Below are 23,976 nucleotides of genomic sequence, written 5' to 3'. Positions count from 1 at the left end.
TTCTTATCCAGCGCTAGCGGTGGCCCTTACGCATGAGCCCTGGGGTGAGCCGGGCACGTGTTCGCCATCGTTTTCATGAGGCGCGGCTGTTTACCCCGCGATCTCCAGCCCCGCGGTCGCGTAGACCACGCCGCCATCGACTGCAATCGTGTTCCCGACTACGTAGTCGCCGGCGCGCGAGGCGAGGTAGATCGCCACACCCGCCATATCCTCGTCGGTGCCGACGCGCTTCGCCGGAACGCGCTTGGCGACCTCGTCGGCGTGGTCGCGCGCGGCCTTGTTCATGTCCGACTTGAAGGCGCCCGGCGCGATCGCGGTGACATTGATGTTGTCCTTGATCAGGCGGGTCGCCATCCGCCGCGTCAGATGGATCACCGCGGCCTTGCTCGCGGCATAGGAATAGGTCTCCATCGGGTTGACGAAGATGCCGTCGATCGAGGCGATGTTGATCACCTTGCCCGGCTTGTCATGCGTCGCCGCCGCGCGCAGCGGCTTGGCCAGCGCCTTGGTCAGGAAGAAGATCGACTTGACGTTGAGGTTCATCACCTTGTCCCAGCCGCTCTCCGGGAATTCGTCGAAATCCGCGCCCCATGCCGCACCGGCGTTGTTGACCAGGATGTCGAGCTTCGGCTCGCGCTTGATGATCTCGCCTGCGAGCTTCTCGCAGCCCTCGACGGTCGAGATGTCGATCGGCAGCGCGATGCACTCGCCGTCATATTCGGCGGTGAGTTCCTGGGCGGTGGCTTCGCACGGCCCGGCCTTGCGCGCGGTGATGTAGACCTTGGCGGCGCCCTGCGCGAGGAAGCCGGCCGCGATCATCTTGCCGATGCCGCGCGATCCTCCGGTGACCAGCGCGACGCGCCCCTTCAGTGAGAACAGATCCTTGAACATGTTGCCTCCCTTGCTGTGGCAAGCGTTCTGGCCGTGTTGGCGGAGCTAGTCAAGGAACCGCCGCGCGGGGCGAACCTGCTGCCCAATCCAAGGAATTGCCTTGATCGATATGCCCGCAGAGATCGTGCGATCGATTCGATCAAGCTTTCTTGAGATGTGATGCGTTGAACAAACGGGTCAGCCGCTTTGACGTATCAAGCACGTGGGGTGGAATTCCAGGACAAGGAGTTCCAAGAATGAAGCACATTTCATTGCCAGTGACGGGTGTGATGCCTGTCACCCTCATTCAATTGGGCCGAAGGCGGAAGGGTCTCTTCGCAGCAATCCTTGGCGCAATTCATGTCTCGCGACGGACCCAGACGCGCCGCGTTCTGAAACAGTATCGGCATCTGATCGACCGCGCCGACCGCCACCGTATCAATCTGGAGGGCGCTCATGTCCATCGGTGAGCGGTCGACGACGCGCAAATCGATCATTCGACTTCCGGAGATCAGCGAGATCACGCTGCTGATCGTCATCGCGATCGGATTTCTCGTTCTGCATTTGCTCACTGCGACGCTTTTGATGCCTGCGGCCCCAGGCGATCCGGCCGAGCCCCAGCCAGCCGCGCCGCAAGAGGTGAGGGCGGTTCACACCGACTAGCGCTCTCCCAATTCATTCATCATCACTCTCATCAACGGAGGTCCGCTCGTGGCCGACGTCACGTCATTTCTCGTGCTCAGCGCGGCCGTGTTTTGCGGCGCCTTCGTATCCGGTCTTGCCGGCTTTGCCTTTTCCGCGATTGCCGGCGCTATCCTGCTGCATGCGATGCCGCCGACCGAGGCGGTGCCGCTGATGATGGCCTGCAGCGTCGGCGTGCAGGGCGCCAATCTGTGGGCGCTTCGACACCACATTCAGTGGAAGGAGAGCCTGTCGCTGATATCAGGCGGACTGCTTGGCGTGCCGCTCGCGCTCTGGCTGTTGCACAACACCGATAGTCGGACCTTCCGCGAAGGCTTCGGCGTCATGGTCGCGCTCTATGCCGGCTACATGCTGTTCAGGCCCGCGATCGGCTACGGCCGGTTGCCGGAAGGGCGCAACGCGCTTGTCGGGTTTGGCGGCGGCCTCATCGGCGGGCTGACCGCGATGCCCGGCGCGCTGCCGACCATCTGGTGCGACATCCATGGCGTGCCGAAGCAGCAGCAGCGCGGCCTCGTGCAACCCTTCATCGCCGCGATGCAGATATCCGCGCTCGTGATGATGCTGCTGCATCGCGATCTCTCGATGAAGGTCGCCTACGACATCATCCTGGGCGCCCCGGCGCTGCTGGCCGGTTCGTGGCTCGGCATCTTTGCCTTCCGCAACATCAACGAGGCCAATTTCAGGCGCGTGATCCTCAGCCTGTTGCTGGTGTCGGGGCTGTTGCTGGTGATCTGAGAGCATGATCCGGAAAAGTGCGAAGCGGTTTTCCGAAGAGATCATGCTCAAGCAATTTAGGGACGTCGCTCGATCACGCCGCGTCGATGCGGCGAAAACCGTTCCACACCGCGGTGGCGGCGCCTGAGGTCAGGACCGGCAACAGCCGCGCTTCCTGGTAATTGCCGTTCAGCGAGACGCGCTGCAACGCGGTCATGTGGTCGGCGCTTTCGGCAAACAGCATGCCGGGCCGGGTGGTCACTGCGGTCTTGAAGCCGATCGATTTGGCGAGCGCGAATTCGCGCTGCCCGGCGGCGATCCGGTCGCCATAGGGATAGGCGAGGTGCGCGACCTGCCGCTGCAGGGCCTGCTCGATCCGCGCCCGGCTGGTCGCGAGCTCGAACGATGCGATGGTCTCGCTCTGCTTGGCGAGATTGCAATGGGTGATGGTGTGCGCGCCGATGGTGACCAGCGGATCGTCGGCAAAGCCGCGCAACTCGTCCCAGGACATGCACAGCTCGCGCGCGATGCCGGCCTCGTCGACGCCATGGCGGGCGCAAAGCGCTGATATCTCGGCCTGCATCTCCTGCTCGCCCGGCAGGGAACGCAGCCAGTCGTGCATGCGGCCGAAAGCTGTGCGCTTGGCCGGCGGCGTCGAGGTGTCGATCTTCGTCATCGCGCCATCGATCGGCACCTCGATCGCGGACGCCGCCGATATCACCCGCTCCAGCGCGATCCACCACAGCCTGCCGCAGCCCTCTGCGAAATCGCTCGCGACATAGACCGTGAACGGCGCGCCGAACTCGCGCATGACGGGCAGCGCAAAATCGCGGTTGTCGCGATAGCCGTCGTCGAAGGTGAAGCAGGCGAAGCGCCGCGCGAAGTTCCGTTCGGTGAGACGGCGATGCGCCTCGTCCATGCTGACGACATCGACGTCGAGCGCGTGCAGATGCGCCAGCATCGCGCGCAGGAAGTCGGGCGTGACTTCGAGATGATGGTTGGGCTGGAACGCGTCGCCGCGCCGCGGGCGGACGTGGTGCAGCATGAAGATGGCGCCGACGCCGGCGAAGATCGGCCGCAGCAAATGATGCGCGCCCGAAAAATACAACGCCTCCAGCCCGGCACGGATCACGGTGTTGCGGAGTTGTTCATGAGGGCGCCGGCCGGCCGATTTGCATTCCGCCGCAAACTTAGCGAAAGACCACTGAAGAAACTGTTATTCCGGTCCGACATGGCGCCCCCGCCATGATGCTTGATTTGGGGTTTGACAGTCAGCCAAGGGTTTGTTTTCTCTCTGGTTCCCGAGCCCGCAGGACCCTGAATGCACGGACTTTTCAAGTGGAGTAGCAAGTGGTGGCCGGGCGTGATTCCACTGGTCGTCCTTTGGGGTATCGCGGCCTGGACCAGCACGGCAACGGTCGAAGCGGACCTTGCCGCGCGCTCTAATGCCGCACTCAAGGACACCGTGCTCGACAAGCGCCGCATCAGCGTCGACGGCCGCGACGTGATGTTTGCGGCCAACGCCTTTTCCGAAGACGGCCGGCTCAGCGCGGTGGCGTCGGTCGAGGCGGTGCCGGGCGTGCGGCTGGTCAACGACGAGACCCGCCTTGTTGCCGAGGCCAAGCCCTATGTCTGGTCCGCCGAACGCGACGTGGTGCGGGTCACGCTTGGCGGCAATGCGCCGCTGCCGTCGAGCAAGAGCAAGCTGACCGAGGCCGCGAAGGCCAGCCTCGGCGGTGTCGAGGTTGTGGATCAGATGGCGCTCGCCCGCGGCGCACCGTCGCGGTTCGACGCGGCGGCGCTTTTGCTGCTCGACCAGATCAGCAAGCTGAAGGACGGCAAGATCACGCTGACCGACAGCAAGGTTAACCTCGCCGGCATGGCCCGCGAGCTCGGCGGCCGCGAAGCGGTCGCGGCCGCGCTGAAGAACCTGCCGGAAGGCTATTCGGTCGCCGCCAACGACATCAAGGCGCCGCCTTACGTATTCCAGGCCTACAAGGACCCGGTCGCGGTGACGCTGACACTGACCGGATACGTGCCTGACAACAACGTGCATGCCGCGCTGGTCGCGGCCGCCGGCCGCAAGTTCTTCAGCGAGAAGGTGGTCGACAATCTCAAGGCCAGCCTCGGCGCGCCGTCGGGTTTTGCGGCGGCGGTGGCGCCTGCGCTCGGCGCGCTGTCGCGGCTGTCGACCGGAACGCTTGTCGTCTCGGACCGCGAGGTGAAGCTGTCGGGCGATGCGCTCTATGATGCCGCGGCCGGCCAGATCCGCGACGGGCTCGGCAAGGACTTTCCGCAGGGCTGGCAGTACAAGGCCGAGGTCACGGTCAAGCCGGCCGCGGCGCCGGTCGATCCCACCGTGTGCCAGCAGCTGTTTTCCGAGATCCTCTCGAAGGGCAAGATCCGCTTCGAATCCGGCAAGGCCGACATCGTGCCTGACTCCGCCGGTCTGCTCGACCGCCTGATCGAGACCGCGATGCGCTGCCCGAATGCCACGATCGAGGTCGTCGGCCATACCGACAGCGACGGTGAGGAAGCCGCCAACCAGGCGCTGTCGGAGCGTCGGGCGCAGGCCGTGGTCGATTACCTGGTGCGCGCCGGGCTGCCCGCCAACCGCTTCACGCCGATCGGCTATGGCAGCACGCAGCCGCTCGCCGGCAACGACAGTGAAGACGGCAAGGCGCAGAACCGCCGCATCGAATTCGTGGTGAAGTAGCGATGACCGTGCTCGCGACATTCTTCTGGGGTTGGCTGCTCGGCGCAGCGCTGCTCGGCTTCGGCATGGGCTGGATTGCGGTGGTGCATCGGGCGCAGGGCGTCTCGAAGGTCTGGATCGGCTGGCTGGCGCTGCTCGCCGCCGCGCTGGTCACCGCGTCGTTCGCGCGAATCGTGCCCGGCCGCTTCGGTTACTGGCTCGATCTCTTCCTGGTCATGTTCGCGCTCTATCTCGTCGGCTGCGCCATCGGCTCCTGGTTGCGCGACTGGGTAGTTTCCCGCAGCAAGCCCGCGAGCTGACCCCAAACCTGATCCTTCAGGCCTGAACGACGCCGCCATGCGCGGCGCCGGCCGCAATCATTTTGCGGCTTGACATCAATACGTACGTACGTATTAAATTGTGTCCATGCCAAAACCCTCTCTCCGCGATGCCATCCTCGACGCCGGCCTCAAGGCGATGTTCCGCACCGGCTATCACGGCACCAGCGTGCGCGACGTCACCGCCGCCGCCGGCGCCCCGCAGGGCTCGTTCACCAACCATTTTCGCTCCAAGGAGCTGTTCGCCTCCGAGGTGCTCGACCGCTACTTCCTCTATGTGCGCGGCCTCGTCGCGGAAGCGCTTGATGACACCGCGCTGCCGCCGCGCGAAAGGCTGCGCCGCTATCTCGACCTCATCACCGGCAAGCTTGCGCATGACGGCTTCACCCGCGGCTGCCTGATCGGCGATTTCAGCCTCGAGGCGTCAGGCTCGAGCGAGATGCTGCGCGCGCAGCTCGACGACATCTTCCGGGAATGGCGCGTGCCGTTTGCGGCCTGCATCGCCGAAGCCCAGGCCAAGCGCGAGATCGCCTCCGACTTCGATCCCGACGCGCTTGCCGATTTCCTGCTCGCATCCTGGCAGGGCGCGATGCTGCGCATGAAGGTCGAACGCAGCGAAGCCGCGCTGACGCGTTTCAAGACGATCGCATTCCAAACCGTGTTCAAGGAGTTGCCATGACCATGTCCGCCGAGATCAGCCTGCATCATCGCTCCGTGTTCGGGACCACGATGGCCTATCGCGAGACCGGACGCAGCGACGCGCCGCACGTGCTGTTCCTGCACGGCAATCCGACGTCGTCCTATATCTGGCGCAACATCATGCCGCTGGTCGCGCCGGTCGGGCACTGCATCGCGCCCGACCTGATCGGCTACGGCCAGTCCGGCAAGCCCGATATCGCCTATCGCTTCTTCGACCATGCCGACTATCTCGACGCGCTGATCGACGCGCTCGGCATCAATTCGGCGTATCTCGTCGCGCAGGATTGGGGCACGGCGCTCGCGTTCCATCTCGCGGCGCGCCGTCCGCAACTCGTGCGCGGGCTGGCCTTCATGGAGTTCATCCGTCCGATGCGGGACTGGTCCGACTTCCACCAGCACGACGCGGCGCGGGAGACGTTCAAGAAGTTCAGGACACCGGGCGAGGGCGAGGCGATGGTCCTCGACAACAATGCGTTCATCGAACGCGTGCTGCCCGGCTCGATCCTGCGCAAGCTCAGCGAGGAGGAGATGGCCGCCTACCGCGCGCCGTTTGCGACGCGTGAGAGTCGCAAGCCGACATTGATGCTGCCGCGCGAGCTGCCGATCGCAGGCGAACCTGATGATGTCGATCAGGCGCTCACCGCAGCACACGCGGCGCTTGCGGCATCGAGCTATCCGAAGCTGTTGTTTGCGGCATCGCCCGGCGCATTGGTGTCGCCGGCCTTCGCCGCCGAATTCGCGGCGACGCTGCAGCATTGCGCGGTTATCCAGCTCGGCGCCGGCGCGCACTATCTGCAGGAAGATCATCCGGAGGCGATCGGCCGCTCGGTCGCAGGCTGGATCGCCGGGATCGAGGCCGCGAGCGCGCAACGCCGCGCGGCATGAGTGGACGGGAGGCCACGCCATGACCGATCTCTCGATCATTTATTGCCGTCCCTGCGGTTACGAGAAGCGTGCCAGGGAGGCGGCCTCGCTGCTGCGCGAACGCTTTGGGCTCGATGCGGTGCTGGTGCCCGGCAAGGGCGGCATCTTCGAGGTCAGGCTTGACGGCAAGGTGATCGCCCGCCGCGTCAAGGGGCATTTCCCCGATGCCTCGGAAATCGTCACCGCGGTGGCGTCGGCGCGGGCATGACCGCGCCGCCGCTCGCGGCTTCCTCCCCGTAGTATTCCGGATGCCTCGCGGGCCGTTCGGCGGGCTAACTACCGCACGGGAATGTCAAGTCTTGTCGAAGGTGGCGAGAAACGCGCATATTTGTGCATCCGCTGTCATGAATCATCCCTAATATCTTGAAGATGCGCGTTTTATTGTCCTTCGACGAATTCCACTCCGGCTTAAAACGCGCTACACGGGGCAGGACACAGCGAAGCGCCGGCGGAGTTCGCCCGGGAGCCGTCGTCGCGGGATCGCAATTCGAGGTCTAGATGCTGGAAGCAATACGCAGGGCGATGGCGTTTCTGCGCCAGAAGCAAATCCTGCATCGGCTGGGTGTTGTGATCAGCATCGCCGTCATCGGCATCGCCTGCTACGTCCTCTATCACATGCTGCGCGGCATCGACACCAACGAGGTGCTCGAGGCCATCAAGAGCACCGAGCCGCGGCAAATCGCGCTGGCGGGGCTGTTTGTCACAGCCGGCTATTTCACGCTGACCTTCTACGATCTGTTCGCGGTGCGTGCGATCGGCCACGCCCACGTGCCCTATCGCATCAACGCGCTCGCGGCATTCACCTCCTATTCGATCGGCCACAATGTCGGCGCCAGCGTCTTCACCGGCGGCGCGGTGCGCTACCGAATCTATTCGGCCTGGGGACTGAACGCGATCGACGTCGCCAAGATTTGCTTTCTCGCCGGCCTCACCTTCTGGCTCGGCAATGCCGCGGTGCTCGGGCTCGGCATCGCCTACCACCCGGAGGCTGCCGCCAACATCGACCAGCTGCCGCCCTGGCTCAACCGCACGCTGGCGTTCGGTATCATCATCGCGCTGGTTGCCTATGTGGTCTGGGTCTGGACCCAGCCGCGGGTGGTCGGCCGCGGCCCCTGGACGGTGACCCTGCCGGGCGGTCCGCTGACGCTACTGCAGATCGCGATCGGCATCGTCGACCTCGGCTTCTGCGCGCTGGCGATGTACGTGCTGGTGCCGGACGAGCCCAATCTCGGCTTCGTCGTGGTCGCCGTCATCTTCGTGTCGGCGACCCTGCTCGGCTTTGCCAGCCACTCCCCGGGCGGCCTCGGGGTGTTCGACGCCGCCATGCTGGTCGGCCTCTGGCAGATGGACCGCGAGGACCTGCTCGGCGGCATGCTGCTCTTCCGCCTGCTCTACTATATTGCGCCGTTCGTCATATCTGTAATCTTGCTGACGTTTCGGGAGGTTATCGTCGGCGCCCGACTCAAACGGCTGCCGCAGGCTGATTCGGGTCCCCGCGCTGAGCCGCATCATGAGGCGGTTCTGGTCCGCAAGCGCGGTGACTCCGGCGTCTGATGAAGCGGCCCGATGCCTCCCGAGGGAAGGTCGATGTGACCGCGCCTGGGCGAGACATGAACCGACGGGAAGAAAGCCGCCGCGATGGCAATTGACGATTCGCATTCCTCCATCTTCTCGCCCTGGCCCGACCGGTTGCGTCATGCCGCGCTGATCCTGCTCGCCGCGGCGCTGGCGCTGAGCGTGGTGGTTTCACTCGGCGAGTTGTCGCTCGTGCGCGCCTGCGCGGTGTTCGTCTGCATCGCGGCCGCGGCGCTGGTGCCATGGCGGCTACATGATGCCGGGACCTCGCGTGAGGATGTCCGCAGTGGCAATCCGGTCGAGGCTGCTTCCGTCAGCGCCGTGGTCGCCGGCATGCCGGATCCGGCCGTGCTGCTCGACCGCGCCGGCCGCGTCATCCACCTCAACACCGCAGCGGCCGAACTCGCGCCGGCGCTGCGCCGGAACGAACTGGCGCAATTTGCCCTGCGTTCGCCGGAGATCATCACCGCGCTGCGCGAGGCGATCGCGACCACCGAGCCGCGGCGGGCCACCTACACCGACCACGTCCCGGTCGATCGCTGGATGGAACTGGTGATCACGCCGGTTCCAGTGCCGACCCAGTTCGGCGGCACCGAGAAGTGCATGCTGATGACCTTCCACGACCTGACACCGCTGCGCCGGGTCGAGGAGATGCGCGCCGACTTCGTCGCCAATGCCAGCCATGAGCTGCGCACGCCGCTCGCCGCTTTGTCCGGTTTCATCGACACGCTGCAGGGGCCGGCGCGCGACGACGCGCGGGCGCGCGAGCGGTTCCTCGGCATCATGCACACCCAGGCCACCCGCATGGCGCGGCTGATCGACGATCTGCTGTCGCTGTCGCGGGTCGAGCTGTCGGCCCATGTGCGGCCCGAGGCCTCGATCGATATCGTGCCGATCATCCGTCAGGTCGCCGACGGGCTCGAGGCGCTGGCCAGCGAGCGACAGGTCGAGATTGACGTCGACCTGCCGCAGACCCCTGTCACGATCGCCGGCGACCGCGAGGAACTGCTCCGCCTATTCGAGAACCTGATCGAGAATGCCCTCAAATACGGCGCCTCGGGTGGCCGCGTCATAGTGTCGCTCAACCAGACCGCTCCGGGCACAGGCGGCGAGGGAAGCCCCGAAATCCGTGTCCTGGTACGGGATTTCGGCCCCGGCATCGCCCCGGAGCACCTGCCGCGGCTGACCGAGCGCTTCTACCGGGTCGACGTCGGCGACAGCCGTAACCAGGGCGGAACCGGCCTCGGATTATCGCTGGTGAAACATATTCTTAACCGTCATCGCGGGCGTCTTTTGATCGAAAGCGTGCCGAAAAACGGCGCGACTTTTACCGCCTGTTTTCCCCGGCCGAAGACCCCGATACCGACCCAAAGCTAAGCACTTTCAGCTGCTTAGCGCTGTCATCCAACTGTCATCCAACCTTCGTAAAAGCAGCACCGACCGCTCCTAGATGGACCGGCGTGAGCGCAATCGGGCGCGTTCGGCGCTTCGCTCACAAGATGGAGACCACCCCATGAATTTCATCAAAGCAATCGTCGCTGCCGGCATGGTCGCCGCTTCGACGTCAGCCTTCGCTGCCGATATTACCGGCGCGGGCGCGACGTTTCCGTTCCCGATCTATTCGAAGTGGGCTGACGCCTACAAGAAGGACACCGGCAATGGCCTGAACTATCAGTCGATCGGTTCCGGCGCCGGCATCAAGCAGATCCAGGCCAAGACCGTGACCTTTGGCGCCACCGACGCGCCGCTCAAGGCCGAGCAGCTCGAGAAGGACGGCCTCGTCCAGTGGCCGATGGTGATGGGCGCGATCGTTCCGGTCGTGAACGTCGAGGGCGTCAAGCCGGGCGAGCTCGTGCTATCGGGCGAAGTGCTCGGCGACATCTATCTCGGCAAGATCACCAAGTGGAATGACGCGGCGATCGCCAAGCTCAATCCGAAGCTGACCCTGCCGGGCGACGCCATCACCGTCGTGCGCCGTTCGGACGGTTCGGGCACCACCTTCAACTTCACCGACTATCTCGCCAAGTCGAATGCCGACTGGAAGTCCAAGGTCGGTTCCGGCACCGCGGTCGAATGGCCGGTCGGCGTCGGCGCCAAGGGCAACGAAGGCGTTGCCGGCAACATCAGCCAGACCAAGAACGCGATCGGCTATGTCGAGTATGCCTACGCCAAGCAGAACAAGCTGACCTACACCGCGCTGGTCAACAAGGCCGGCAAGACCGTGCAGCCGACCATCGCCGCCTTCCAGGCCGCTGCGTCGAATGCCGACTGGGCCAAGGCTCCCGGATACTACGTGATCCTGACCGACCAGCCGGGCGAGGCCTCCTGGCCGATCACCGCGGCGACCTTCATCCTGATGCACAAGGACTCGACCGACAAGGCGGCCTCGCAGGAAGCGCTCAAGTTCTTCAAGTACGCCTTCGAGAAGGGTGACAAGGCGGCCGAAGAGCTCGACTACATCCCGATGCCGGACTCGGTCGTCAAGCTGATCGAGAAGACCTGGTCGTCGGACATCAAGAGCTAAGTTCGATATTTCGAACACGGCCTGTGCCGCCTTCCAAGGGCGGCACAGGTTGAGCGATCAAGGCCCGGGCTCCGTTACCGCGGCAAGAAACGCGGACGGGGCCCGGGCTCGCGCCTCCGAAGGCGCAAGCCGGAATGGCGCCCGGTCAACTGCGTCAGTGAAGATCGCTTCGGGGCGTAGCGGTTTGCGTGGCTTTCACATAGTAAAGAGGGGATTGGCGTGGCAGACATGGCTGTTCAGAGCGATGTGATGGAAGCCGCGGGACCGTACGATCGCGCCAAGGCCCTCAGCGCCTTCAAGCTGGGTGATCTCACCTTCTATTGGATCACCCGCATCTCGGCGATTTCGGTTCTGTTGATCCTCGGCGGCATCATCCTGTCGCTGATCGTCGGTGCCTGGCCGGCGATGAAGGAATATGGTTTCGCCTTCCTCTGGACGCAGCGCTGGGCACCCTCGGCCGATCCGCCGGTGCTCGGCGCGCTCGGCCCGATCTACGGCACGCTGATCACCTCGGTCATCGCGATGATGATCGCGATCCCGGTCGGCATCGGTATCGCCATCTTCCTCACCGAACTCTGCCCGCAAATGCTGCGCCGCCCGATCGGCATCGCCATCGAGCTGCTAGCCGGCATCCCCTCGATCATCTACGGCATGTGGGGCTTCTTCGTGCTGGGCCCGTTCCTGGCCAACACGTTCCAGCCGTTCATGATCCGGATCTTCGAAGGCGTGCCCGTGCTGGGTGCGGTGTTCGGAGGCCCGCCGTCCTATCTCAGCCTGTTCAACGCCGCGCTGATCCTTGCGATCATGGTGCTGCCCTTCATCACCGCGATCTCGGTCGACGTGTTCAAGACCGTGCCGCCGGTGCTGAAGGAGGCCGCCTACGGCATGGGCTGCACCACCTGGGAAGTCGTCCGCAGCGTCGTGATCCCCTACACCCGGGTCGGCGTGATCGGCGGCGTCATGCTGGCGCTCGGCCGCGCACTCGGTGAGACCATGGCGGTGACCTTCATCATCGGCAACTCGTTCCGCATCTCGTCGTCGATCTTCGCGCCGGGCACCACGATCTCGGCCGCGATCGCCTCCGAATTCGCCGAGAGCGACGGCCTGCACCAGTCCGGCCTGATCCTGCTCGGCTTGCTGCTGTTCGTGCTGACCTTCTTCGTGCTCGCCGGCGCGCGATTGATGCTGATGCGGCTTGAAACGAAGGCGGGGAAGTAGCGCCATGAACCCGATCTACAAATCCCGCCGCCGCAGCGACATCGTCATCCGCGCACTCTGCGTCGGCGCGGCGCTGTTCGGCGTCACCTGGCTGGCGCTGATCCTGTTCACGCTGCTCTACAACGGCCTCGCCGGCCTCAGCGTGCAGCTGTTCACCCAGAACACGCCGCCGCCCGGCTCGACCGAAGGCGGTCTGCTCAACGCCATCGTCGGCTCGGTCATCATGACCGTGATCGGCGTCGGCATCGGTGCGCCGCTCGGCCTGTTCGCCGGCACCTACCTCGCCGAATACGGCAAGAACGACAAGCTCACCTCGGTGATCCGCTTCATCAACGACATCCTGCTCAGCGCGCCCTCGATCATCATCGGCCTGTTCATCTATGGTGCGGTCGTGGTGCCGATGCGCGGCTTCTCGGCGATCGCAGGCGCGCTCGCGCTCGCTGTGATCGTGATCCCGGTCGTGCTGCGCACCACCGAGGACATGCTGCTGCTGGTGCCCAATCCGCTGCGCGAGGCGGCCTCCGCGCTCGGCCTGCCGCGCTCGCTGGTGATCAAGCGGATCGCTTATCGTGCAGCGCGATCCGGCTTGATCACCGGCGTGCTGCTGGCGACCGCCCGCGTCGCCGGCGAAACCGCGCCGCTGCTGTTCACCGCGCTGTCGAACCAGTTCTTCAGCTGGGATTTGACCAAGACCATGGCCAACCTGCCGGTGACCATCAACAACTTCGTGCAGAGCCCCTACGCCTACTGGAAAGAGCTGGCGTGGAGCGGTGCGCTGCTCATCACATTCACTGTGCTCGCGCTGAACATCGGCGCGCGCATCCTTGGTGCCGAAAGGGCCGCAAAATGACCGAGCTTTCCGTCTCCACGACTGCCGCGAGCCACGTTCCCCAGGTGCCGCTGCCGGAAGCGCCGCCGAAAGTCACGGTGCGCAACCTCAACTTCTATTACGGCGAGCACCACGCGCTGAAGAACATCAACCTGACGCTCGGCACCAACCGCGTCACGGCGTTCATCGGCCCGTCCGGCTGCGGCAAGTCGACCCTGCTGCGCATCTTCAACCGGATGTATGACCTCTATCCAGGCCAGCGCGCGGTCGGCCAGCTGATGCTGGACCAGACCAACATTCTCGATCCCAAGCTCGACCTCAATCTGCTGCGTGCGCGGGTCGGCATGGTGTTCCAGAAGCCGACGCCGTTCCCGATGACGATCTACGAGAACATCGCCTTCGGCATCCGCCTCTACGAGAAGATCTCGAAGTCCGAGATGGACGACCGGGTCGAGAAGGCGCTGCGCGGCGGCGCGCTGTGGAACGAGGTCAAGGACAAGCTGAACGCCTCCGGCCTGTCGCTCTCCGGCGGCCAGCAGCAGCGGCTGTGCATCGCGCGCACCGTGGCGGTGCGTCCCGAGGTGATCCTGTTCGACGAGCCGTGCTCGGCGCTCGACCCGATCTCGACCGCCAAGGTCGAGGAGCTGATCCAGGAGCTCTCCGAGGACTACACGATCGCGATCGTCACCCACAACATGCAGCAGGCGGCGCGCGTCTCCGACAAGACCGCCTTCATGTATCTCGGCGAGCTGATCGAGTTCGACGACACCAACAAGATTTTCACCTCGCCGAGCGATCGACGCACGCAGGACTACATCACCGGCCGGTTCGGCTGAGGAGACAAGCGATGGCTTCTGAACATACCGCCAAGGCATTCGACAGCGACCTGCAGGAGTTGACCCGCCTGGTCGCCGAGATGGGCGGCCTCGTCGAGCGCATGATCACCGAGTCGGTCGACGCGCTGATCCGCCGCGACGTCGCGCTGGGCAAGCGCGTGGTCGCCGCCGACATCGAGATCGACAATCTGCAGCGCGTCATCGAAGAGCGCGCGGTGCTGACGATCGCCCGCCGCCAGCCGATGGCGATCGACCTGCGCGAGATCGTCAGCGCGATGCGCGTCGCGACCGACCTCGAGCGGATCGGCGACCTCGCCAAGAACATGGGCAAGCGCGTCGCCGCGCTGGAGAGCGATTTCCAGCCGCTGAAGTTGATCCGCGGCCTCGAGCACATGACCGACCTCGTACTGTCTCAGGTCAAGTCGGTGCTCGACGCCTATGCGGCGCACGATCTGCCGGCGGCGATGAACGTCTGGAAGGGCGACGAGGAGGTCGATGCGATCTGCACCTCGCTGTTCCGCGAGCTGCTCACCTACATGATGGAGGATCCGCGCAACATCTCGTTCTGCATCCATCTGATGTTCTGCGCCAAGAACATCGAGCGGATCGGCGACCACGCCACCAACATCGCCGAGACCGTGTTCTACATGATCGAGGGCCAGCAGATCACCGACAAGCGTCCGAAGGGCGATATGACCAATTTCGCCACCACGGTGCCGGGCAACTAGGGCATGATCCGCATCGGCGGAACCGGATTGTCGTCGCGACAAACCGTTTCCACGGGGAATATGCTCAGGGGTTGAGTGTTTCGGTTTGCGTTTGGGCAACGGATCACCACAGAGAAAGAACTTAGACCGATGAGCGCACGCATTCTGGTAGTCGAAGACGAGGAAGCGCTGACGACGCTGTTGCGCTACAACCTCGATGCGGAAGGCTACGACGTCGAAACGGTGGGACGCGGCGACGACGCCGACACCAGGTTGAAGGAGCGCATCCCCGACCTCGTGGTACTCGATTGGATGCTGCCGGGCCTGTCCGGCATCGAGCTGTGCCGCCGTCTGCGGGCGCGGCCCGAGACCAAGCAGCTTCCGATCATCATGCTGACCGCGCGCGGCGAGGAGAGTGAGCGCGTGCGCGGGCTTGCCACCGGCGCCGACGATTACATCGTCAAGCCGTTCTCGGTGCCCGAGCTGCTCGCGCGGGTGAAGGGCCTGCTGCGCCGTGCGAGCCCGGAGCGGCTTGCCACCGTGCTGACCTATGGCGATATCGAACTCGACCGCGAGAAGCGCCGCGTGGCGCGCTCCGGCCGCCCGATCGATCTCGGGCCGACCGAATATCGTCTGCTCGAATTCTTCCTCGAGCATCCCGGCCGGGTGTTCAGCCGCGAGCAGCTGCTCGACAGCGTCTGGGGCCGCGACATCTATATCGACGAGCGCACCGTCGACGTGCATATCGGCCGCCTGCGCAAGTTGCTCAATCCGGGCCGCGAGCAGGATCCGATCCGCACCGTGCGCGGCGCCGGCTACGCGCTCGACGACCGCTTCGCGAAGGCCGAGCCGCAGCCGTAAGGCCGCGCGGCATTCACAAGCCGCAACACGGCGTCGTCCCGGCGAAAGCCGGGACCCATACGCCGCGGCCGGCGCAATGGGCAAGTGGCCAGACAGCTTTCTAACAACACCCATTCGTGGTTATGGGTCCCGGCCTGCGCCGGGACGACGCCGGTGATGCATCCGGGCGACGAGCCACAAAAAAATCCCCGCTTTCACGGGGATTTCTTTTTCAGTCCTACGCCAGTGTCCCGAGTGCTCACTTGATCTGCGGTTTCGCCGACGGCCGGCGGCGATCGCCGGCGGGCTGGTAGGCGACGCGCGAATGGTGCGCGCAATAGGGCAGGCCGCCGAGCGCCTTGCCGCCGCAGAAGAAGAATTCCGGGCTCGAGGGATCGCCGACCGGCCAGTGGCAGGTGGCTTCATTCAGCTCGAGCAGCGACAGCCGCTGGCTCATCGGCACAACGTTGTCGTAGGAGATCGGATCGGGCTCCATCTCGACCTCGAAGGCGTGCGCCAGCGCGGTGTTACCGCGCGAGACCGGACGCGCCACCCGCATCATGTGCTGGGCGGGGCGGGCCTTGCGCTGCCGCGGTGCCGCCGTGGAGGGGGCCTTGGCGCGGCCGGAGAGGCCGAGCCGATGCACTTTGCCGATCACGGCGTTTCGCGTCACATTGCCAAGTTCCGCGGCGATCTGGCTGGCCGAGAGGCCAGACTCCCAGAGCTTCTTCAGCTGCTCGACGCGATCGTCGGACCAGGTCAATACAGTCATCGCATTCTTCCTTTCGCATCGCGCCGGCCAGTCATTGGAGCGGCGCTGCGAGCCAAATCCGGGTCAAAATCCCAGCGGCCAGAATCCCTTAGCCCTCGCCGGGCGCGGTCTTGCGCCCGAACGTTTACGTGAGACACGAAGGCTACTTAGAGGGTCCAGTACTGCCGCACGAGATGTCGTACCCGACAGGCCAAACGCTACAATATGGCGTGACTCTGGCGCAAGAGTCCGCGGCCGTGCGTCCACATGTTCCCACAAAGTTAAGCACTGCAATGAGGCTTTTCCACCGCACCGGAATGCTCCGGATTGCGCTCGTTCCGCATCGCAGGAAGGCCGGCAAAGGCCGGCTTCTGGCGATTGACACCTACTGGCCGCAGCATAGAATGCCTGTACGTGCCGCCCGCAAAGGCGGCCGTTTTGTTTTCCGAAGCTGGCCGTTGCTGCACTGGCGTCAAGCCGCCCGGCAATTGTCGGCTTCAAACCGGCAGTGAACGCCATGACCAACAGCGCCTCGTCGCATCTGCTCCCCGTCTTCGCCCGGGTCGATCTCGGCTTCGAGCGCGGTGAGGGCGCCTGGCTGATCGCAACCAACGGCGACCGCTATCTCGATTTCACCTCGGGCGTTGCGGTGAACGCGCTCGGGCATGCGCATCCGCATCTGGTCAAGGCGCTGCAGGAACAGGCGACCAAGCTCTGGCACATGTCGAACCTGTTCAAGAGCCCGGACGGCGAGGCGCTGGCCGCCCGGCTGTGCGAGCAGAGCTTTGCCGACTTCGTGTTCTTCTGCAATTCCGGCGCAGAGGCGATGGAAGGCGTGATCAAGCTGGTCCGCCACTATCACTTCTCCAAGGGCCATCCCGAGCGCTACCGCATCATCACCTTCGAAGGTGCCTTCCATGGCCGCACGCTGGGTACGCTGGCCGCGACCGGCTCGCCAAAATATCTCGAGGGTTTTGGCCCGCCGATGGACGGCTTCGACCAGGTGCCGCACGGCGACATCGAGGCGGTGAAGAAGGCGATCGGCCCGCATACCGCCGGCATCCTGATCGAGCCGGTGCAGGGCGAGGGCGGCGTGCGCTCGGCGCCGCAGGCGTTCTTCAAGGCGCTGCGCGCGCTGTGCGACGAGCATGGCCTGCTGCTCGCATTCGACGAGGTGCAGACCGGTATGGGCCGCACCGGCGATCTTTTCGCCTACAAGCGCACCGGCGTGACCCCTGACGTGATGTCGCTGGCGAAGGCGCTCGGCGGCGGCTTCCCGATCGGCGCGGTGCTGGCGAGCGCCAAGGCCGCTGAGGGCATGGCGCCGGGTTCGCACGGCTCGACTTTCGGCGGCAATCCGCTGGCGGTCGCCGCGGCCAATGCCGTGCTCGACGTGATGCTGAAACCCGGCTTCTTCGATCACGTGCAGAAGATGTCGCTGCTGCTCAAGCAGAAGCTCGCTTCCGTCGTCGACCGCTATCCGTCCGTGCTGGCGGAAGTGCGCGGCGAGGGCCTTTTGATCGGCGTCAAGGCCGTGGTGCCCTCGGGCGACCTCGTCGCTGCGCTGCGCAACGAGAAGCTGCTCACCGTCGGTGCCGGCGACAATGTGGTGCGCTTCCTGGCGCCCCTGATCGTCACCGAGGCCGAGATCGACCAGTCGATCGGCTCGCTCGAGCGCGCCTGCTCTGCGCTAGCGGCGGCCCAGCCGAAGAAGGCGGCGGGATGATGAGCAAGCCGGTCCGTCACTTCCTCGATATCAACGAGCTGCCGCTCGGCGAACTGCGCAACATGCTGTCCGCCGGCGCCGCCATGAAGGCGAAGCTGAAGGCCCATGAGAAGGGCAGGAAGCCGCTCGAGGGCAAGACGCTGGCGATGATCTTCGAGCGTCCGTCGACCCGCACAAGGGTGTCGTTCGACGTCGGCATGCGCCAGCTCGGCGGTGAATCCATCATGCTGACCGGCACCGAGATGCAGCTCGGCCGCGGCGAGACCATCGCCGACACCGCGCGCGTGCTGTCGCGCTATGTCGATGCGATCATGATCCGCATCCTCAACCATGACGCGCTGCTCGAGCTCGCGGCCCACGCCACCGTTCCCGTCATCAACGGCCTGACCCGCCGTTCGCATCCCTGCCAGGTGATGGCCGACCTCATGACCTATGAGGAAAACCGCGGCTCGATCGAGGGCAAGACCGTGGCCTGGACCGGCGACGACAACAACGTGCTGGCCTCCTGGGCACATGCCGCCGAGCGCTTCAAGTTCCAGCTCAATGTCGCGACCCCCCCGGAGCTCTCGCCGAAGAAGCCGATGCGCGACTGGATCAAGGCGACCGGCGCGCCGATCATGCTCGGCACCGATCCGGAAGCCGCCGTGCGCGGCGCCGACTGCGTCGTCACCGACACCTGGGTGTCGATGGGCGACAAGGAGGGCGAGCACCGCCACAACGTGCTGAAGCCCTATCAGGTCAATGCCAAGCTGATGTCGCTCGCCAAGCCGGACGCGCTGTTCATGCACTGCCTGCCCGCGCATCGCGGCGAGGAGGTCACCGACGAGGTGATCGACGGGCCGCAATCCGTGGTGTTCGACGAGGCGGAAAACCGCCTGCATGCGCAGAAGGGCATTCTGGCCTGGTGTTTCGACGCGGTCGCGTGAGCATATCTGCGTTTCCCGGATGCTGCGCAGCGCGCCGCTCTTGCGGCGTGGTGCGCTGCTGATCCGGGATCCATGCCGAGACCCAGTGTGGGTCCCGGCCCTGCGGAGCAGCGTTGCACGCTGCACCGCGTCCGGGACACGAGTGCCTAGCAAGCCCCTTTATTTCATGGTTCGAGACCCCAGATAGAGCGCCATGGTTTCACAATCCCCCGACATCAAAATCACGCCCGAGGCGCCGGTTCGCGCGCCGTCAGCGGTTCCTGTCGACGATGCCGTGCTGGCCTTCGAGGTCGGCGCGCTGGATCTGCGCGGCCGGCTGACCCGGCTCGGCCCCGCGCTCGACGAGATTCTGCACAAGCACGATTATCCGCCCGCGGTCGGCAAGCTGCTCGGCGAGGCCATCGTGCTGACCACGCTGCTTGGCTCATCGGTCAAGTTCGAGGGCCGCTTCATCCTGCAGACCCGGACCGACGGTCCGGTCTCGCTGCTGATCGTCGACTTCCAGGCGCCCGACCGGCTACGTGCCTATGCGCGTTACGATGAGGCGCGCCTCAAGACCGGCCAGAGCTCGGGCGAGCTGCTCGGCAAGGGCCATCTGGCGATGACCATCGACCAGGGCGCGAACACCACCAGCCGCTATCAGGGACTGGTCGCGCTCGACGGCGGCGGCCTCGAAGAGGCGGCCCACGAATATTTCCTGCGCTCCGAGCAGATACCGACGCGGGTGCGGCTTGCGGTCGGCGAGGAGATGCGCGGCGGCGAGGGCGGCAAGCTGCACTGGCGCGCCGGCGGCATCCTGCTGCAATTCCTGCCCAAGGCGCCCGAGCGCGCCAAGCAGGCCGATCTGCACCCCGGCGATGCGCCGGAGGGCACGGCCACGCATCACGTGCCGGACGATGACGCCTGGGTCGAGGGACAGTCGCTGATCTCCACCGTCGAGGACGTCGAACTGATCGATCCCGATCTGTCCGGCGAACGGCTGCTCTACCGCCTGTTCCACGAACGCGGCGTTCGCGTCTTCAACCCGCAGACGCTGCGTGCGCAATGCTCCTGCTCGCGCGATGCGGTGTCGTCGATGCTGAAGAGCTTTGCGCCGAACGATCGCGCCGAGATGGTCAAGGACGGCAAGGTCGTCGTCACCTGCGAGTTCTGCTCGTCGGTCTACGAGTTCACGCCGCAGGAAGCCGGCGCCGAGTAGGCGGGAGACCGACCACAAAGCCCGGTAACGAGGCCTGTCAGCTCAGCAAGGTGCGGGTCTTGCTGACGGCGTCATAGATTTCGATCTGAAGCATCGGATAGGCCGCCTTCAGTTTGCGGCCAGCCGTTTCAGCAGCCTCGACGTTGTCGAACTCCGACTTGAAATGTTTGTCGACAATGATCACGAAACCTTCGGTAGGAGGCCGGTCGGCGCGCAGTGGTTTCTTCTCTGGTTCGTCAGTGGAGAGCAGGGATTTCTTCATCATGGGAATTCCTCCTGGATCGACCTTCAACTCAGCCGGTGAAACGCCGGCGGCAAGACTTCGCGCACGAGTTCGCTCAGATTCAGCGTCTCCCCGCTGTCGGTGATGTCCGAGAACAGCACCTCGACATAGGGATGCTGGCGGTTGAACGCAGCACCGCGTTGGTATTTCGCACTGACGATCCGCTCGATGGCCGCCAGGTTCAGTCTGCCAAGCGCATTGTATTGATCGCGGAACAGGCTTTGGTGTCCGCCGCGGTGCTCGACAGACTCGGCCCAGACGTCCATCACCTTGCGGCCGATGAACGCCTCGATCCGTTCATTTCCATCCCGGGCGAGAAGTCGCAGCCCGTCCATGCTGTGCGGTCCGTCATCGACGTCAAATTGGGTAAGTGACATAACGAATCTCCTATTGTTGCAGTTTGCTTACATCGGCAGTCCGTCGGGGACTGCACCTCCTTCATTGTCCCACCGCGACAAAGCCGCAGCGCGCGATCTCGCGTCCTGACGCGCCTCCAGAGTCTTGTCGCGACCGGCATCATCCTTGTGCTTGTGCAGGAAGCGCGCGATCTGCCCGCGGAGCTCCGCCGTCTCCAACAGCTTTCCGACCGATCCGGCGGTGTCGAAGATTTCCCGCTGCAGCGTCTTCGGCAGGACGTTCCATTGCATGATGACGGCCGCGCCGAGACACCGCAGAACGTACTCCTCTTCGGCGGCGAGGGCCGCGCCGCGGGAGCGGTCCTGCTCCGCAACGTTCACCGCGTGGTCAAAATCGTCCGCCAGTTGCTGCTCGTTATCCGCGAGCGAAGCGAGGCGGTCTTGCTGCTCCTGAAGCTCGCGGCTTTCGCCCTGACCGCTCGAACGTTTGATCAGTTCGCCATATGCGGCTGCCTTGGCACGATACTGCTGAGATTTGAACATGGCGGGCCCTTTCGTTGGAGGTTCTCCGCGCATTCCGACCCATCTCGATGGCCGACGAGGATGATCTTTTATATGGGAAGCAATGGGTCGAATAACGAGCACCAACGCCACAAATCACCGGGCATAAGCAAGTCGGATGGCGCGCGTGAATATCTGCACAACAACAACGTTCACCGCGGTCGCCTGTTCCTGAAGAACAGGTTGGAGCCGATGTCGACGCCGTTGCCTGGTGAGAGACGACCGGAGGCCATGCCCTTCGGCATCCGATCAGTGGCGGCCTCAGTCCGCCTCGTCATGGGGCGGCTTGTCCTCAACGTCGCAGAGCTTCGGTTCTGATTGAATCAGAAGCGAAGCTCCAGTTTGTCAGTGTGACGCGTTTTCTTCACGCGAACCGGTGTCCTTCGCTCGAAAACGCTCTAGCACGGCGTTCGCAGGCCGGGAGATGTTAGCCAATCATTGATGTGGGAGGCGGTCTCGATCAGGCGCGCCTTGCGAAGCATCGCGTCGCGCTGAAGGCCGGGCAGGAATGGCTTCGCAGCATCCCTTGTCCTCACGGCCTCCATCGCCAGCAGGTCATGAGGCGGCGGTTCAGGCTCGCTGTGTTGGGCAATCGGCACAAAGCTCTCCTGATTACTGGCGGGAGCTTGCAGCACTCTCAGTCACCGATATCGGCCAGAGGCGGAGCGGTGATGACCGCAGTAAATACCCCTTATGCCCGGTAGTCGACTTAATTCGTCATCGAGCGTCATATCCCGACTTTAGCGGGTGGGTTCGGGACGTCCCCTATGCGGTTGACGATGTCAGAGAAGCCAATGGTGCGTCGAATGCATACACGAAGCCGGTCGGCTCATAGCTTAGCCGCACGTCGCCGCGCAGCTGCCTGCCGAGCGTCTCGATCAGCCGTGTCCCGAAACTGCGCCTTTCCGGAAGGTGGACTGCCGGTCCGTTTTTCTCGGTCCATGTCAGATGCAAGCGCTGTGTTGGTTGATCCAGCCTCCAACTGATGTCGATCCGCCCTTGTGGGGCGGACAGGGCGCCGAACTTCGTGGTGTTCGTGCAGAGCTCGTTGAGCGTCATTGCGATGGCGATGACGGCGCCCGACGTCATGCGAATATTGGGTCCTGAAATCGAGAACTTCGGCTCATCCGGATTGTTGAATGCTTCGGTGGCGCCGCGGACGACCGTGCCGAGATCCGCGCTGCTCCATCTTGCCTGCAGCAGGAGATCGTGCGCCCGCCCGAGCGCCAGCAGCCGGCCCTCGATGGCGTGCTGCGCGTGTTCAACCCCTTCCAGGTTGCGCAGGCTCTGGGAGACAATGGCACCGACGGTTGCGAGCGTGTTCTTGATGCGGTGGTGCAACTCCTCGAGGATCACCTTCTGCAGCTTGTCGGCTGCTTCGCGCTCCTTGGCGTCAATGCCGGCCGCGGTCAGCAAACTCTGGGCATCGATCTCGGCCTGCGCGAGGAGAAGCCGAAGGCTGACATTCTCTTCCGCCAGAACGTCTTGCTGCGGTGCTACACTGCTTGCAGCACGCGGGTCTGTGCGGAGGTCGGCTGGAGACATCATCGACCGTATCATTAGAAGCTGGCTCTTCGGCGAATGTTTTCTGCGCAATCAGGCGAATCTGGACGTATCCGGCACGAAAAACGCGAGCGCATCAGGCGTGGCCGATCATGCCATGCATCTCAGCTATCACTTCCCCGGCATCGAGTGGCTTGGCGAAGGACCTGCTGCAGGCGGGAAGATGAAGGCTCGGCAGGTTCGATTGCCCCGATACCACGATGATCTTGATCGACGGCCAACGCCCGTGCACGGCATGTGCAAGTTCAAGGCCGTCCATGCTGCCGGGCATCTGGATGTCGGTGCATACCAGCGCGATATCGGACCTGGATTCCAGGATGGCGACAGCCTCATCGGCATCCATGGCCTCAATTGGCGTATAGCCGGCGTCTTCCACCATTTCTACCGCGCGCATGCGAAGCAGCATCTCGTCCTCGACAATGAGCACAACAGCTGGAATGCCTGAATGATCGAGTACCATTAGAACGCCTGGAACGCCGCTCGCAGCGATTTGAGAGATCGAAACTGCCCTGAACTGGACGAGGCAGTCGACCTGGGACAAGCATCTCGGTGCCTATATGATCCTCGGCCAGCTGATAAATGATGCAATAATCTCGCCGCGAATGGACTTCGCTATCTCGGGCCGGCGGCAAACGGCGCACCTGCTCCTGCGGGTCACTAGCGTGTTGGTGCTCAGTCGGGGGCGAGCACACCGCAACACGCCGCCTCAATCGGCCGGTGCGCCGCGATGCCGCAGAGAAGCTCCTGCATCGGCGCTTCGCGCGCCTCGTCCATGGCGACCACCGCTCGGATCATCGAGATCGTGAGCCAGCGTTTGATTCGGTTTGTTTCATCGGAGGCGATCCGGCCTGCGGCGAAAGCGCGCGGCGGTGGGTCACCATTGAATGGCGACCGCGGCGGCGATCAGCAGCACAAAGAAGATCGGCAACAGCACCGGTGGTACGAGCAACCCGCGAAGATCGAATTTGGAGATATCTGACATGTGACCGCCTGTTTTGGTCAAGGCGGGAGCGCAACACTCTCAGTCACCGGTAACAGCCCGGGGCGCGCGGTGATACCAAAGACGTAGTGATCCTTCCGCCCGACAACAAGGCGAATCGCGATCTATTTGTGGCGGCCTAGTGCGAATGGGCTTGTCATT

Annotated in this window: 28 protein-coding genes; 18 read left to right on the top strand and 10 right to left on the bottom strand. The window is 64.3% G+C overall.

Annotated features, from left to right (window positions below; translation table 11 throughout):
• Positions 1 to 90: 90 nt before the first annotated feature.
• Together WDM24_RS38200 and WDM24_RS38195 are read right to left on the bottom strand one after the other, a co-directional pair.
• Positions 91 to 891: an SDR family NAD(P)-dependent oxidoreductase gene (locus WDM24_RS38200; RefSeq protein WP_338829368.1), complete on the bottom strand. Its 801-nt coding sequence runs from the start codon at positions 889 to 891 to the stop codon at positions 91 to 93.
• 248 nt (positions 892 to 1,139) lie between these two features.
• Complete coding sequence (locus WDM24_RS38195; RefSeq protein WP_338829367.1) at positions 1,140 to 1,409, bottom strand: hypothetical protein; 270 nt, start codon at positions 1,407 to 1,409, stop codon at positions 1,140 to 1,142.
• A gap of 172 nt (positions 1,410 to 1,581) precedes the next feature.
• Here WDM24_RS38195 and WDM24_RS38190 point away from each other — a divergent pair, with 172 nt between their 5' ends.
• Entirely contained in the window at positions 1,582 to 2,307 is a 726-nt protein-coding gene (locus WDM24_RS38190; RefSeq protein ID WP_338829366.1) for a sulfite exporter TauE/SafE family protein, read from the top strand.
• A 73-nt stretch (positions 2,308 to 2,380) separates the two neighbouring features.
• Here the strand turns inward: WDM24_RS38190 and WDM24_RS38185 are convergent, their stop codons facing one another.
• The gene (locus WDM24_RS38185) at positions 2,381 to 3,418 is read right to left on the bottom strand and encodes a polysaccharide deacetylase family protein (RefSeq protein ID WP_338829365.1); all 1,038 of its coding nucleotides are present in this window, start codon (positions 3,416 to 3,418) and stop codon (positions 2,381 to 2,383) included.
• A 189-nt stretch (positions 3,419 to 3,607) separates the two neighbouring features.
• Here WDM24_RS38185 and WDM24_RS38180 point away from each other — a divergent pair, with 189 nt between their 5' ends.
• From WDM24_RS38180 to phoB, 13 genes are all read left to right on the top strand, one after another.
• Positions 3,608 to 5,002: an OmpA family protein gene (locus tag WDM24_RS38180; protein WP_338829364.1), complete on the top strand. Its 1,395-nt coding sequence runs from the start codon at positions 3,608 to 3,610 to the stop codon at positions 5,000 to 5,002.
• Positions 5,003 to 5,004: 2 nt separating this feature from the next.
• The gene (locus WDM24_RS38175; protein ID WP_338829363.1) at positions 5,005 to 5,301 is read left to right on the top strand and encodes a hypothetical protein; all 297 of its coding nucleotides are present in this window, start codon (positions 5,005 to 5,007) and stop codon (positions 5,299 to 5,301) included.
• Between the two features lie 106 nt (positions 5,302 to 5,407).
• Positions 5,408 to 5,998, top strand: a complete 591-nt coding sequence (locus WDM24_RS38170) for a TetR/AcrR family transcriptional regulator (RefSeq protein WP_338829362.1) — start codon at positions 5,408 to 5,410, stop codon at positions 5,996 to 5,998.
• A complete protein-coding gene (locus tag WDM24_RS38165; protein WP_338829361.1) occupies positions 5,995 to 6,903 on the top strand; it encodes a haloalkane dehalogenase in 909 nt (302 codons plus the stop codon). Before WDM24_RS38170 ends, WDM24_RS38165 begins: the two co-directional genes overlap by 4 nt.
• A 19-nt stretch (positions 6,904 to 6,922) precedes the next feature.
• Positions 6,923 to 7,150: an Rdx family protein gene (locus WDM24_RS38160; protein ID WP_338829360.1), complete on the top strand. Its 228-nt coding sequence runs from the start codon at positions 6,923 to 6,925 to the stop codon at positions 7,148 to 7,150.
• Between the two features lie 290 nt (positions 7,151 to 7,440).
• Positions 7,441 to 8,496: a lysylphosphatidylglycerol synthase domain-containing protein gene (locus tag WDM24_RS38155; RefSeq protein ID WP_224741319.1), complete on the top strand. Its 1,056-nt coding sequence runs from the start codon at positions 7,441 to 7,443 to the stop codon at positions 8,494 to 8,496.
• An 84-nt stretch (positions 8,497 to 8,580) separates the two neighbouring features.
• On the top strand, positions 8,581 to 9,894 hold the full coding sequence (locus WDM24_RS38150) for an ATP-binding protein (RefSeq protein ID WP_338829359.1): 1,314 nt from the start codon (positions 8,581 to 8,583) through the stop codon (positions 9,892 to 9,894).
• A 136-nt stretch (positions 9,895 to 10,030) separates the two neighbouring features.
• Complete coding sequence (gene pstS / locus WDM24_RS38145; RefSeq protein WP_166299396.1) at positions 10,031 to 11,041, top strand: phosphate ABC transporter substrate-binding protein PstS; 1,011 nt, start codon at positions 10,031 to 10,033, stop codon at positions 11,039 to 11,041.
• Positions 11,042 to 11,269: 228 nt separating this feature from the next.
• Positions 11,270 to 12,259: a phosphate ABC transporter permease subunit PstC gene (pstC, locus tag WDM24_RS38140; RefSeq protein ID WP_029079898.1), complete on the top strand. Its 990-nt coding sequence runs from the start codon at positions 11,270 to 11,272 to the stop codon at positions 12,257 to 12,259.
• 4 nt (positions 12,260 to 12,263) lie between these two features.
• A complete protein-coding gene (gene pstA, locus WDM24_RS38135) occupies positions 12,264 to 13,109 on the top strand; it encodes a phosphate ABC transporter permease PstA (protein ID WP_051346119.1) in 846 nt (281 codons plus the stop codon).
• Positions 13,106 to 13,924: a phosphate ABC transporter ATP-binding protein PstB gene (gene pstB / locus WDM24_RS38130; protein ID WP_050403108.1), complete on the top strand. Its 819-nt coding sequence runs from the start codon at positions 13,106 to 13,108 to the stop codon at positions 13,922 to 13,924. Before pstA ends, pstB begins: the two co-directional genes overlap by 4 nt.
• A gap of 11 nt (positions 13,925 to 13,935) precedes the next feature.
• Positions 13,936 to 14,652: a phosphate signaling complex protein PhoU gene (gene phoU, locus WDM24_RS38125; protein ID WP_024578984.1), complete on the top strand. Its 717-nt coding sequence runs from the start codon at positions 13,936 to 13,938 to the stop codon at positions 14,650 to 14,652.
• Positions 14,653 to 14,781: 129 nt separating this feature from the next.
• Positions 14,782 to 15,492, top strand: a complete 711-nt coding sequence (gene phoB / locus WDM24_RS38120; protein ID WP_029079895.1) for a phosphate regulon transcriptional regulator PhoB — start codon at positions 14,782 to 14,784, stop codon at positions 15,490 to 15,492.
• A 238-nt stretch (positions 15,493 to 15,730) separates the two neighbouring features.
• Here phoB and WDM24_RS38115 read toward each other — a convergent pair whose 3' ends face one another.
• Positions 15,731 to 16,243: a GcrA family cell cycle regulator gene (locus tag WDM24_RS38115; protein WP_029079894.1), complete on the bottom strand. Its 513-nt coding sequence runs from the start codon at positions 16,241 to 16,243 to the stop codon at positions 15,731 to 15,733.
• Positions 16,244 to 16,739: 496 nt separating this feature from the next.
• On the opposite strand from WDM24_RS38115, the gene WDM24_RS38110 reads away from it, so the two are divergent.
• The 3 genes from WDM24_RS38110 (at position 16,740) to WDM24_RS38100 (ending at position 20,072) form a co-directional block, all read left to right on the top strand.
• Entirely contained in the window at positions 16,740 to 17,948 is a 1,209-nt protein-coding gene (locus WDM24_RS38110; RefSeq protein WP_338692515.1) for an aspartate aminotransferase family protein, read from the top strand.
• Entirely contained in the window at positions 17,948 to 18,874 is a 927-nt protein-coding gene (gene argF / locus WDM24_RS38105) for an ornithine carbamoyltransferase (protein WP_338701679.1), read from the top strand. Before WDM24_RS38110 ends, argF begins: the two co-directional genes overlap by 1 nt.
• A gap of 193 nt (positions 18,875 to 19,067) precedes the next feature.
• Entirely contained in the window at positions 19,068 to 20,072 is a 1,005-nt protein-coding gene (locus tag WDM24_RS38100) for an Hsp33 family molecular chaperone (protein WP_166213655.1), read from the top strand.
• Positions 20,073 to 20,109: 37 nt separating this feature from the next.
• On the opposite strand, the gene WDM24_RS38095 is transcribed toward WDM24_RS38100, so the two are convergent.
• The 6 genes from WDM24_RS38095 to WDM24_RS38070 form a co-directional block, all read right to left on the bottom strand.
• Positions 20,110 to 20,337 carry a hypothetical protein gene (locus WDM24_RS38095; protein ID WP_224741321.1) on the bottom strand — a complete coding sequence of 76 codons (228 nt, stop codon included), beginning with the start codon at positions 20,335 to 20,337 and terminating at the stop codon, positions 20,110 to 20,112.
• 23 nt (positions 20,338 to 20,360) lie between these two features.
• Positions 20,361 to 20,732 (bottom strand): signal transduction histidine kinase, encoded by a 372-nt coding sequence (locus WDM24_RS38090; RefSeq protein WP_338829358.1) that lies wholly within the window; start codon positions 20,730 to 20,732, stop codon positions 20,361 to 20,363.
• Between the two features lie 27 nt (positions 20,733 to 20,759).
• Positions 20,760 to 21,287: a hypothetical protein gene (locus tag WDM24_RS38085; RefSeq protein WP_338829357.1), complete on the bottom strand. Its 528-nt coding sequence runs from the start codon at positions 21,285 to 21,287 to the stop codon at positions 20,760 to 20,762.
• 137 nt (positions 21,288 to 21,424) lie between these two features.
• Positions 21,425 to 21,550 carry a hypothetical protein gene (locus WDM24_RS38080; RefSeq protein ID WP_338829356.1) on the bottom strand — a complete coding sequence of 42 codons (126 nt, stop codon included), beginning with the start codon at positions 21,548 to 21,550 and terminating at the stop codon, positions 21,425 to 21,427.
• A gap of 487 nt (positions 21,551 to 22,037) precedes the next feature.
• Positions 22,038 to 22,817, bottom strand: coding sequence for a sensor histidine kinase (locus WDM24_RS38075; protein WP_166307580.1), 780 nt, complete (start codon positions 22,815 to 22,817; stop codon positions 22,038 to 22,040).
• A 94-nt stretch (positions 22,818 to 22,911) separates the two neighbouring features.
• Complete coding sequence (locus WDM24_RS38070) at positions 22,912 to 23,295, bottom strand: response regulator (protein ID WP_338829355.1); 384 nt, start codon at positions 23,293 to 23,295, stop codon at positions 22,912 to 22,914.
• Positions 23,296 to 23,607: 312 nt separating this feature from the next.
• On the opposite strand from WDM24_RS38070, the gene WDM24_RS38065 reads away from it, so the two are divergent.
• Positions 23,608 to 23,814 (top strand): hypothetical protein, encoded by a 207-nt coding sequence (locus WDM24_RS38065; protein ID WP_338692510.1) that lies wholly within the window; start codon positions 23,608 to 23,610, stop codon positions 23,812 to 23,814.
• The last annotated feature ends 162 nt before the right edge of the window (positions 23,815 to 23,976 follow it).

It is taken from the genome of Bradyrhizobium sp. 27S5, from assembly GCF_037217225.1.
In the GTDB taxonomy this organism is placed as follows: domain Bacteria; phylum Pseudomonadota; class Alphaproteobacteria; order Rhizobiales; family Xanthobacteraceae; genus Bradyrhizobium; species Bradyrhizobium septentrionale.
The sequence above is the reverse complement of the archived record's forward strand: the minus strand, read 5'-3'. Positions and strand labels throughout refer to the sequence as shown.

What these genes read in the sequence shown, in the direction of transcription:
- WDM24_RS38200 (WP_338829368.1), bottom strand. Translation starts at nt 891, where the DNA reads ATGTTCAAGGATCTGTTCTCACTGAAGGGGCGCGTCGCGCTGGTCACC.
- WDM24_RS38195 (WP_338829367.1), bottom strand. Translation starts at nt 1,409, where the DNA reads ATGACGATCAGCAGCGTGATCTCGCTGATCTCCGGAAGTCGAATGATC.
- WDM24_RS38180 (WP_338829364.1), top strand. Translation starts at nt 3,608, where the DNA reads ATGCACGGACTTTTCAAGTGGAGTAGCAAGTGGTGGCCGGGCGTGATT.
- WDM24_RS38175 (WP_338829363.1), top strand. Translation starts at nt 5,005, where the DNA reads ATGACCGTGCTCGCGACATTCTTCTGGGGTTGGCTGCTCGGCGCAGCG.
- WDM24_RS38170 (WP_338829362.1), top strand. Translation starts at nt 5,408, where the DNA reads ATGCCAAAACCCTCTCTCCGCGATGCCATCCTCGACGCCGGCCTCAAG.
- WDM24_RS38165 (WP_338829361.1), top strand. Translation starts at nt 5,995, where the DNA reads ATGACCATGTCCGCCGAGATCAGCCTGCATCATCGCTCCGTGTTCGGG.
- WDM24_RS38160 (WP_338829360.1), top strand. Translation starts at nt 6,923, where the DNA reads ATGACCGATCTCTCGATCATTTATTGCCGTCCCTGCGGTTACGAGAAG.
- WDM24_RS38155 (WP_224741319.1), top strand. Translation starts at nt 7,441, where the DNA reads ATGCTGGAAGCAATACGCAGGGCGATGGCGTTTCTGCGCCAGAAGCAA.
- WDM24_RS38150 (WP_338829359.1), top strand. Translation starts at nt 8,581, where the DNA reads ATGGCAATTGACGATTCGCATTCCTCCATCTTCTCGCCCTGGCCCGAC.
- pstS (WP_166299396.1), top strand. Translation starts at nt 10,031, where the DNA reads ATGAATTTCATCAAAGCAATCGTCGCTGCCGGCATGGTCGCCGCTTCG.
- pstC (WP_029079898.1), top strand. Translation starts at nt 11,270, where the DNA reads ATGGCTGTTCAGAGCGATGTGATGGAAGCCGCGGGACCGTACGATCGC.
- pstA (WP_051346119.1), top strand. Translation starts at nt 12,264, where the DNA reads ATGAACCCGATCTACAAATCCCGCCGCCGCAGCGACATCGTCATCCGC.
- pstB (WP_050403108.1), top strand. Translation starts at nt 13,106, where the DNA reads ATGACCGAGCTTTCCGTCTCCACGACTGCCGCGAGCCACGTTCCCCAG.
- phoU (WP_024578984.1), top strand. Translation starts at nt 13,936, where the DNA reads ATGGCTTCTGAACATACCGCCAAGGCATTCGACAGCGACCTGCAGGAG.
- phoB (WP_029079895.1), top strand. Translation starts at nt 14,782, where the DNA reads ATGAGCGCACGCATTCTGGTAGTCGAAGACGAGGAAGCGCTGACGACG.
- WDM24_RS38115 (WP_029079894.1), bottom strand. Translation starts at nt 16,243, where the DNA reads ATGACTGTATTGACCTGGTCCGACGATCGCGTCGAGCAGCTGAAGAAG.
- WDM24_RS38110 (WP_338692515.1), top strand. Translation starts at nt 16,740, where the DNA reads ATGACCAACAGCGCCTCGTCGCATCTGCTCCCCGTCTTCGCCCGGGTC.
- argF (WP_338701679.1), top strand. Translation starts at nt 17,948, where the DNA reads ATGAGCAAGCCGGTCCGTCACTTCCTCGATATCAACGAGCTGCCGCTC.
- WDM24_RS38100 (WP_166213655.1), top strand. Translation starts at nt 19,068, where the DNA reads ATGGTTTCACAATCCCCCGACATCAAAATCACGCCCGAGGCGCCGGTT.
- WDM24_RS38095 (WP_224741321.1), bottom strand. Translation starts at nt 20,337, where the DNA reads ATGATGAAGAAATCCCTGCTCTCCACTGACGAACCAGAGAAGAAACCA.
- WDM24_RS38090 (WP_338829358.1), bottom strand. Translation starts at nt 20,732, where the DNA reads ATGTCACTTACCCAATTTGACGTCGATGACGGACCGCACAGCATGGAC.
- WDM24_RS38085 (WP_338829357.1), bottom strand. Translation starts at nt 21,287, where the DNA reads ATGCGCGGAGAACCTCCAACGAAAGGGCCCGCCATGTTCAAATCTCAG.
- WDM24_RS38080 (WP_338829356.1), bottom strand. Translation starts at nt 21,550, where the DNA reads ATGACGAGGCGGACTGAGGCCGCCACTGATCGGATGCCGAAGGGCATG.
- WDM24_RS38075 (WP_166307580.1), bottom strand. Translation starts at nt 22,817, where the DNA reads ATGTCTCCAGCCGACCTCCGCACAGACCCGCGTGCTGCAAGCAGTGTA.
- WDM24_RS38070 (WP_338829355.1), bottom strand. Translation starts at nt 23,295, where the DNA reads ATGGTACTCGATCATTCAGGCATTCCAGCTGTTGTGCTCATTGTCGAG.
- WDM24_RS38065 (WP_338692510.1), top strand. Translation starts at nt 23,608, where the DNA reads ATGGCGACCACCGCTCGGATCATCGAGATCGTGAGCCAGCGTTTGATT.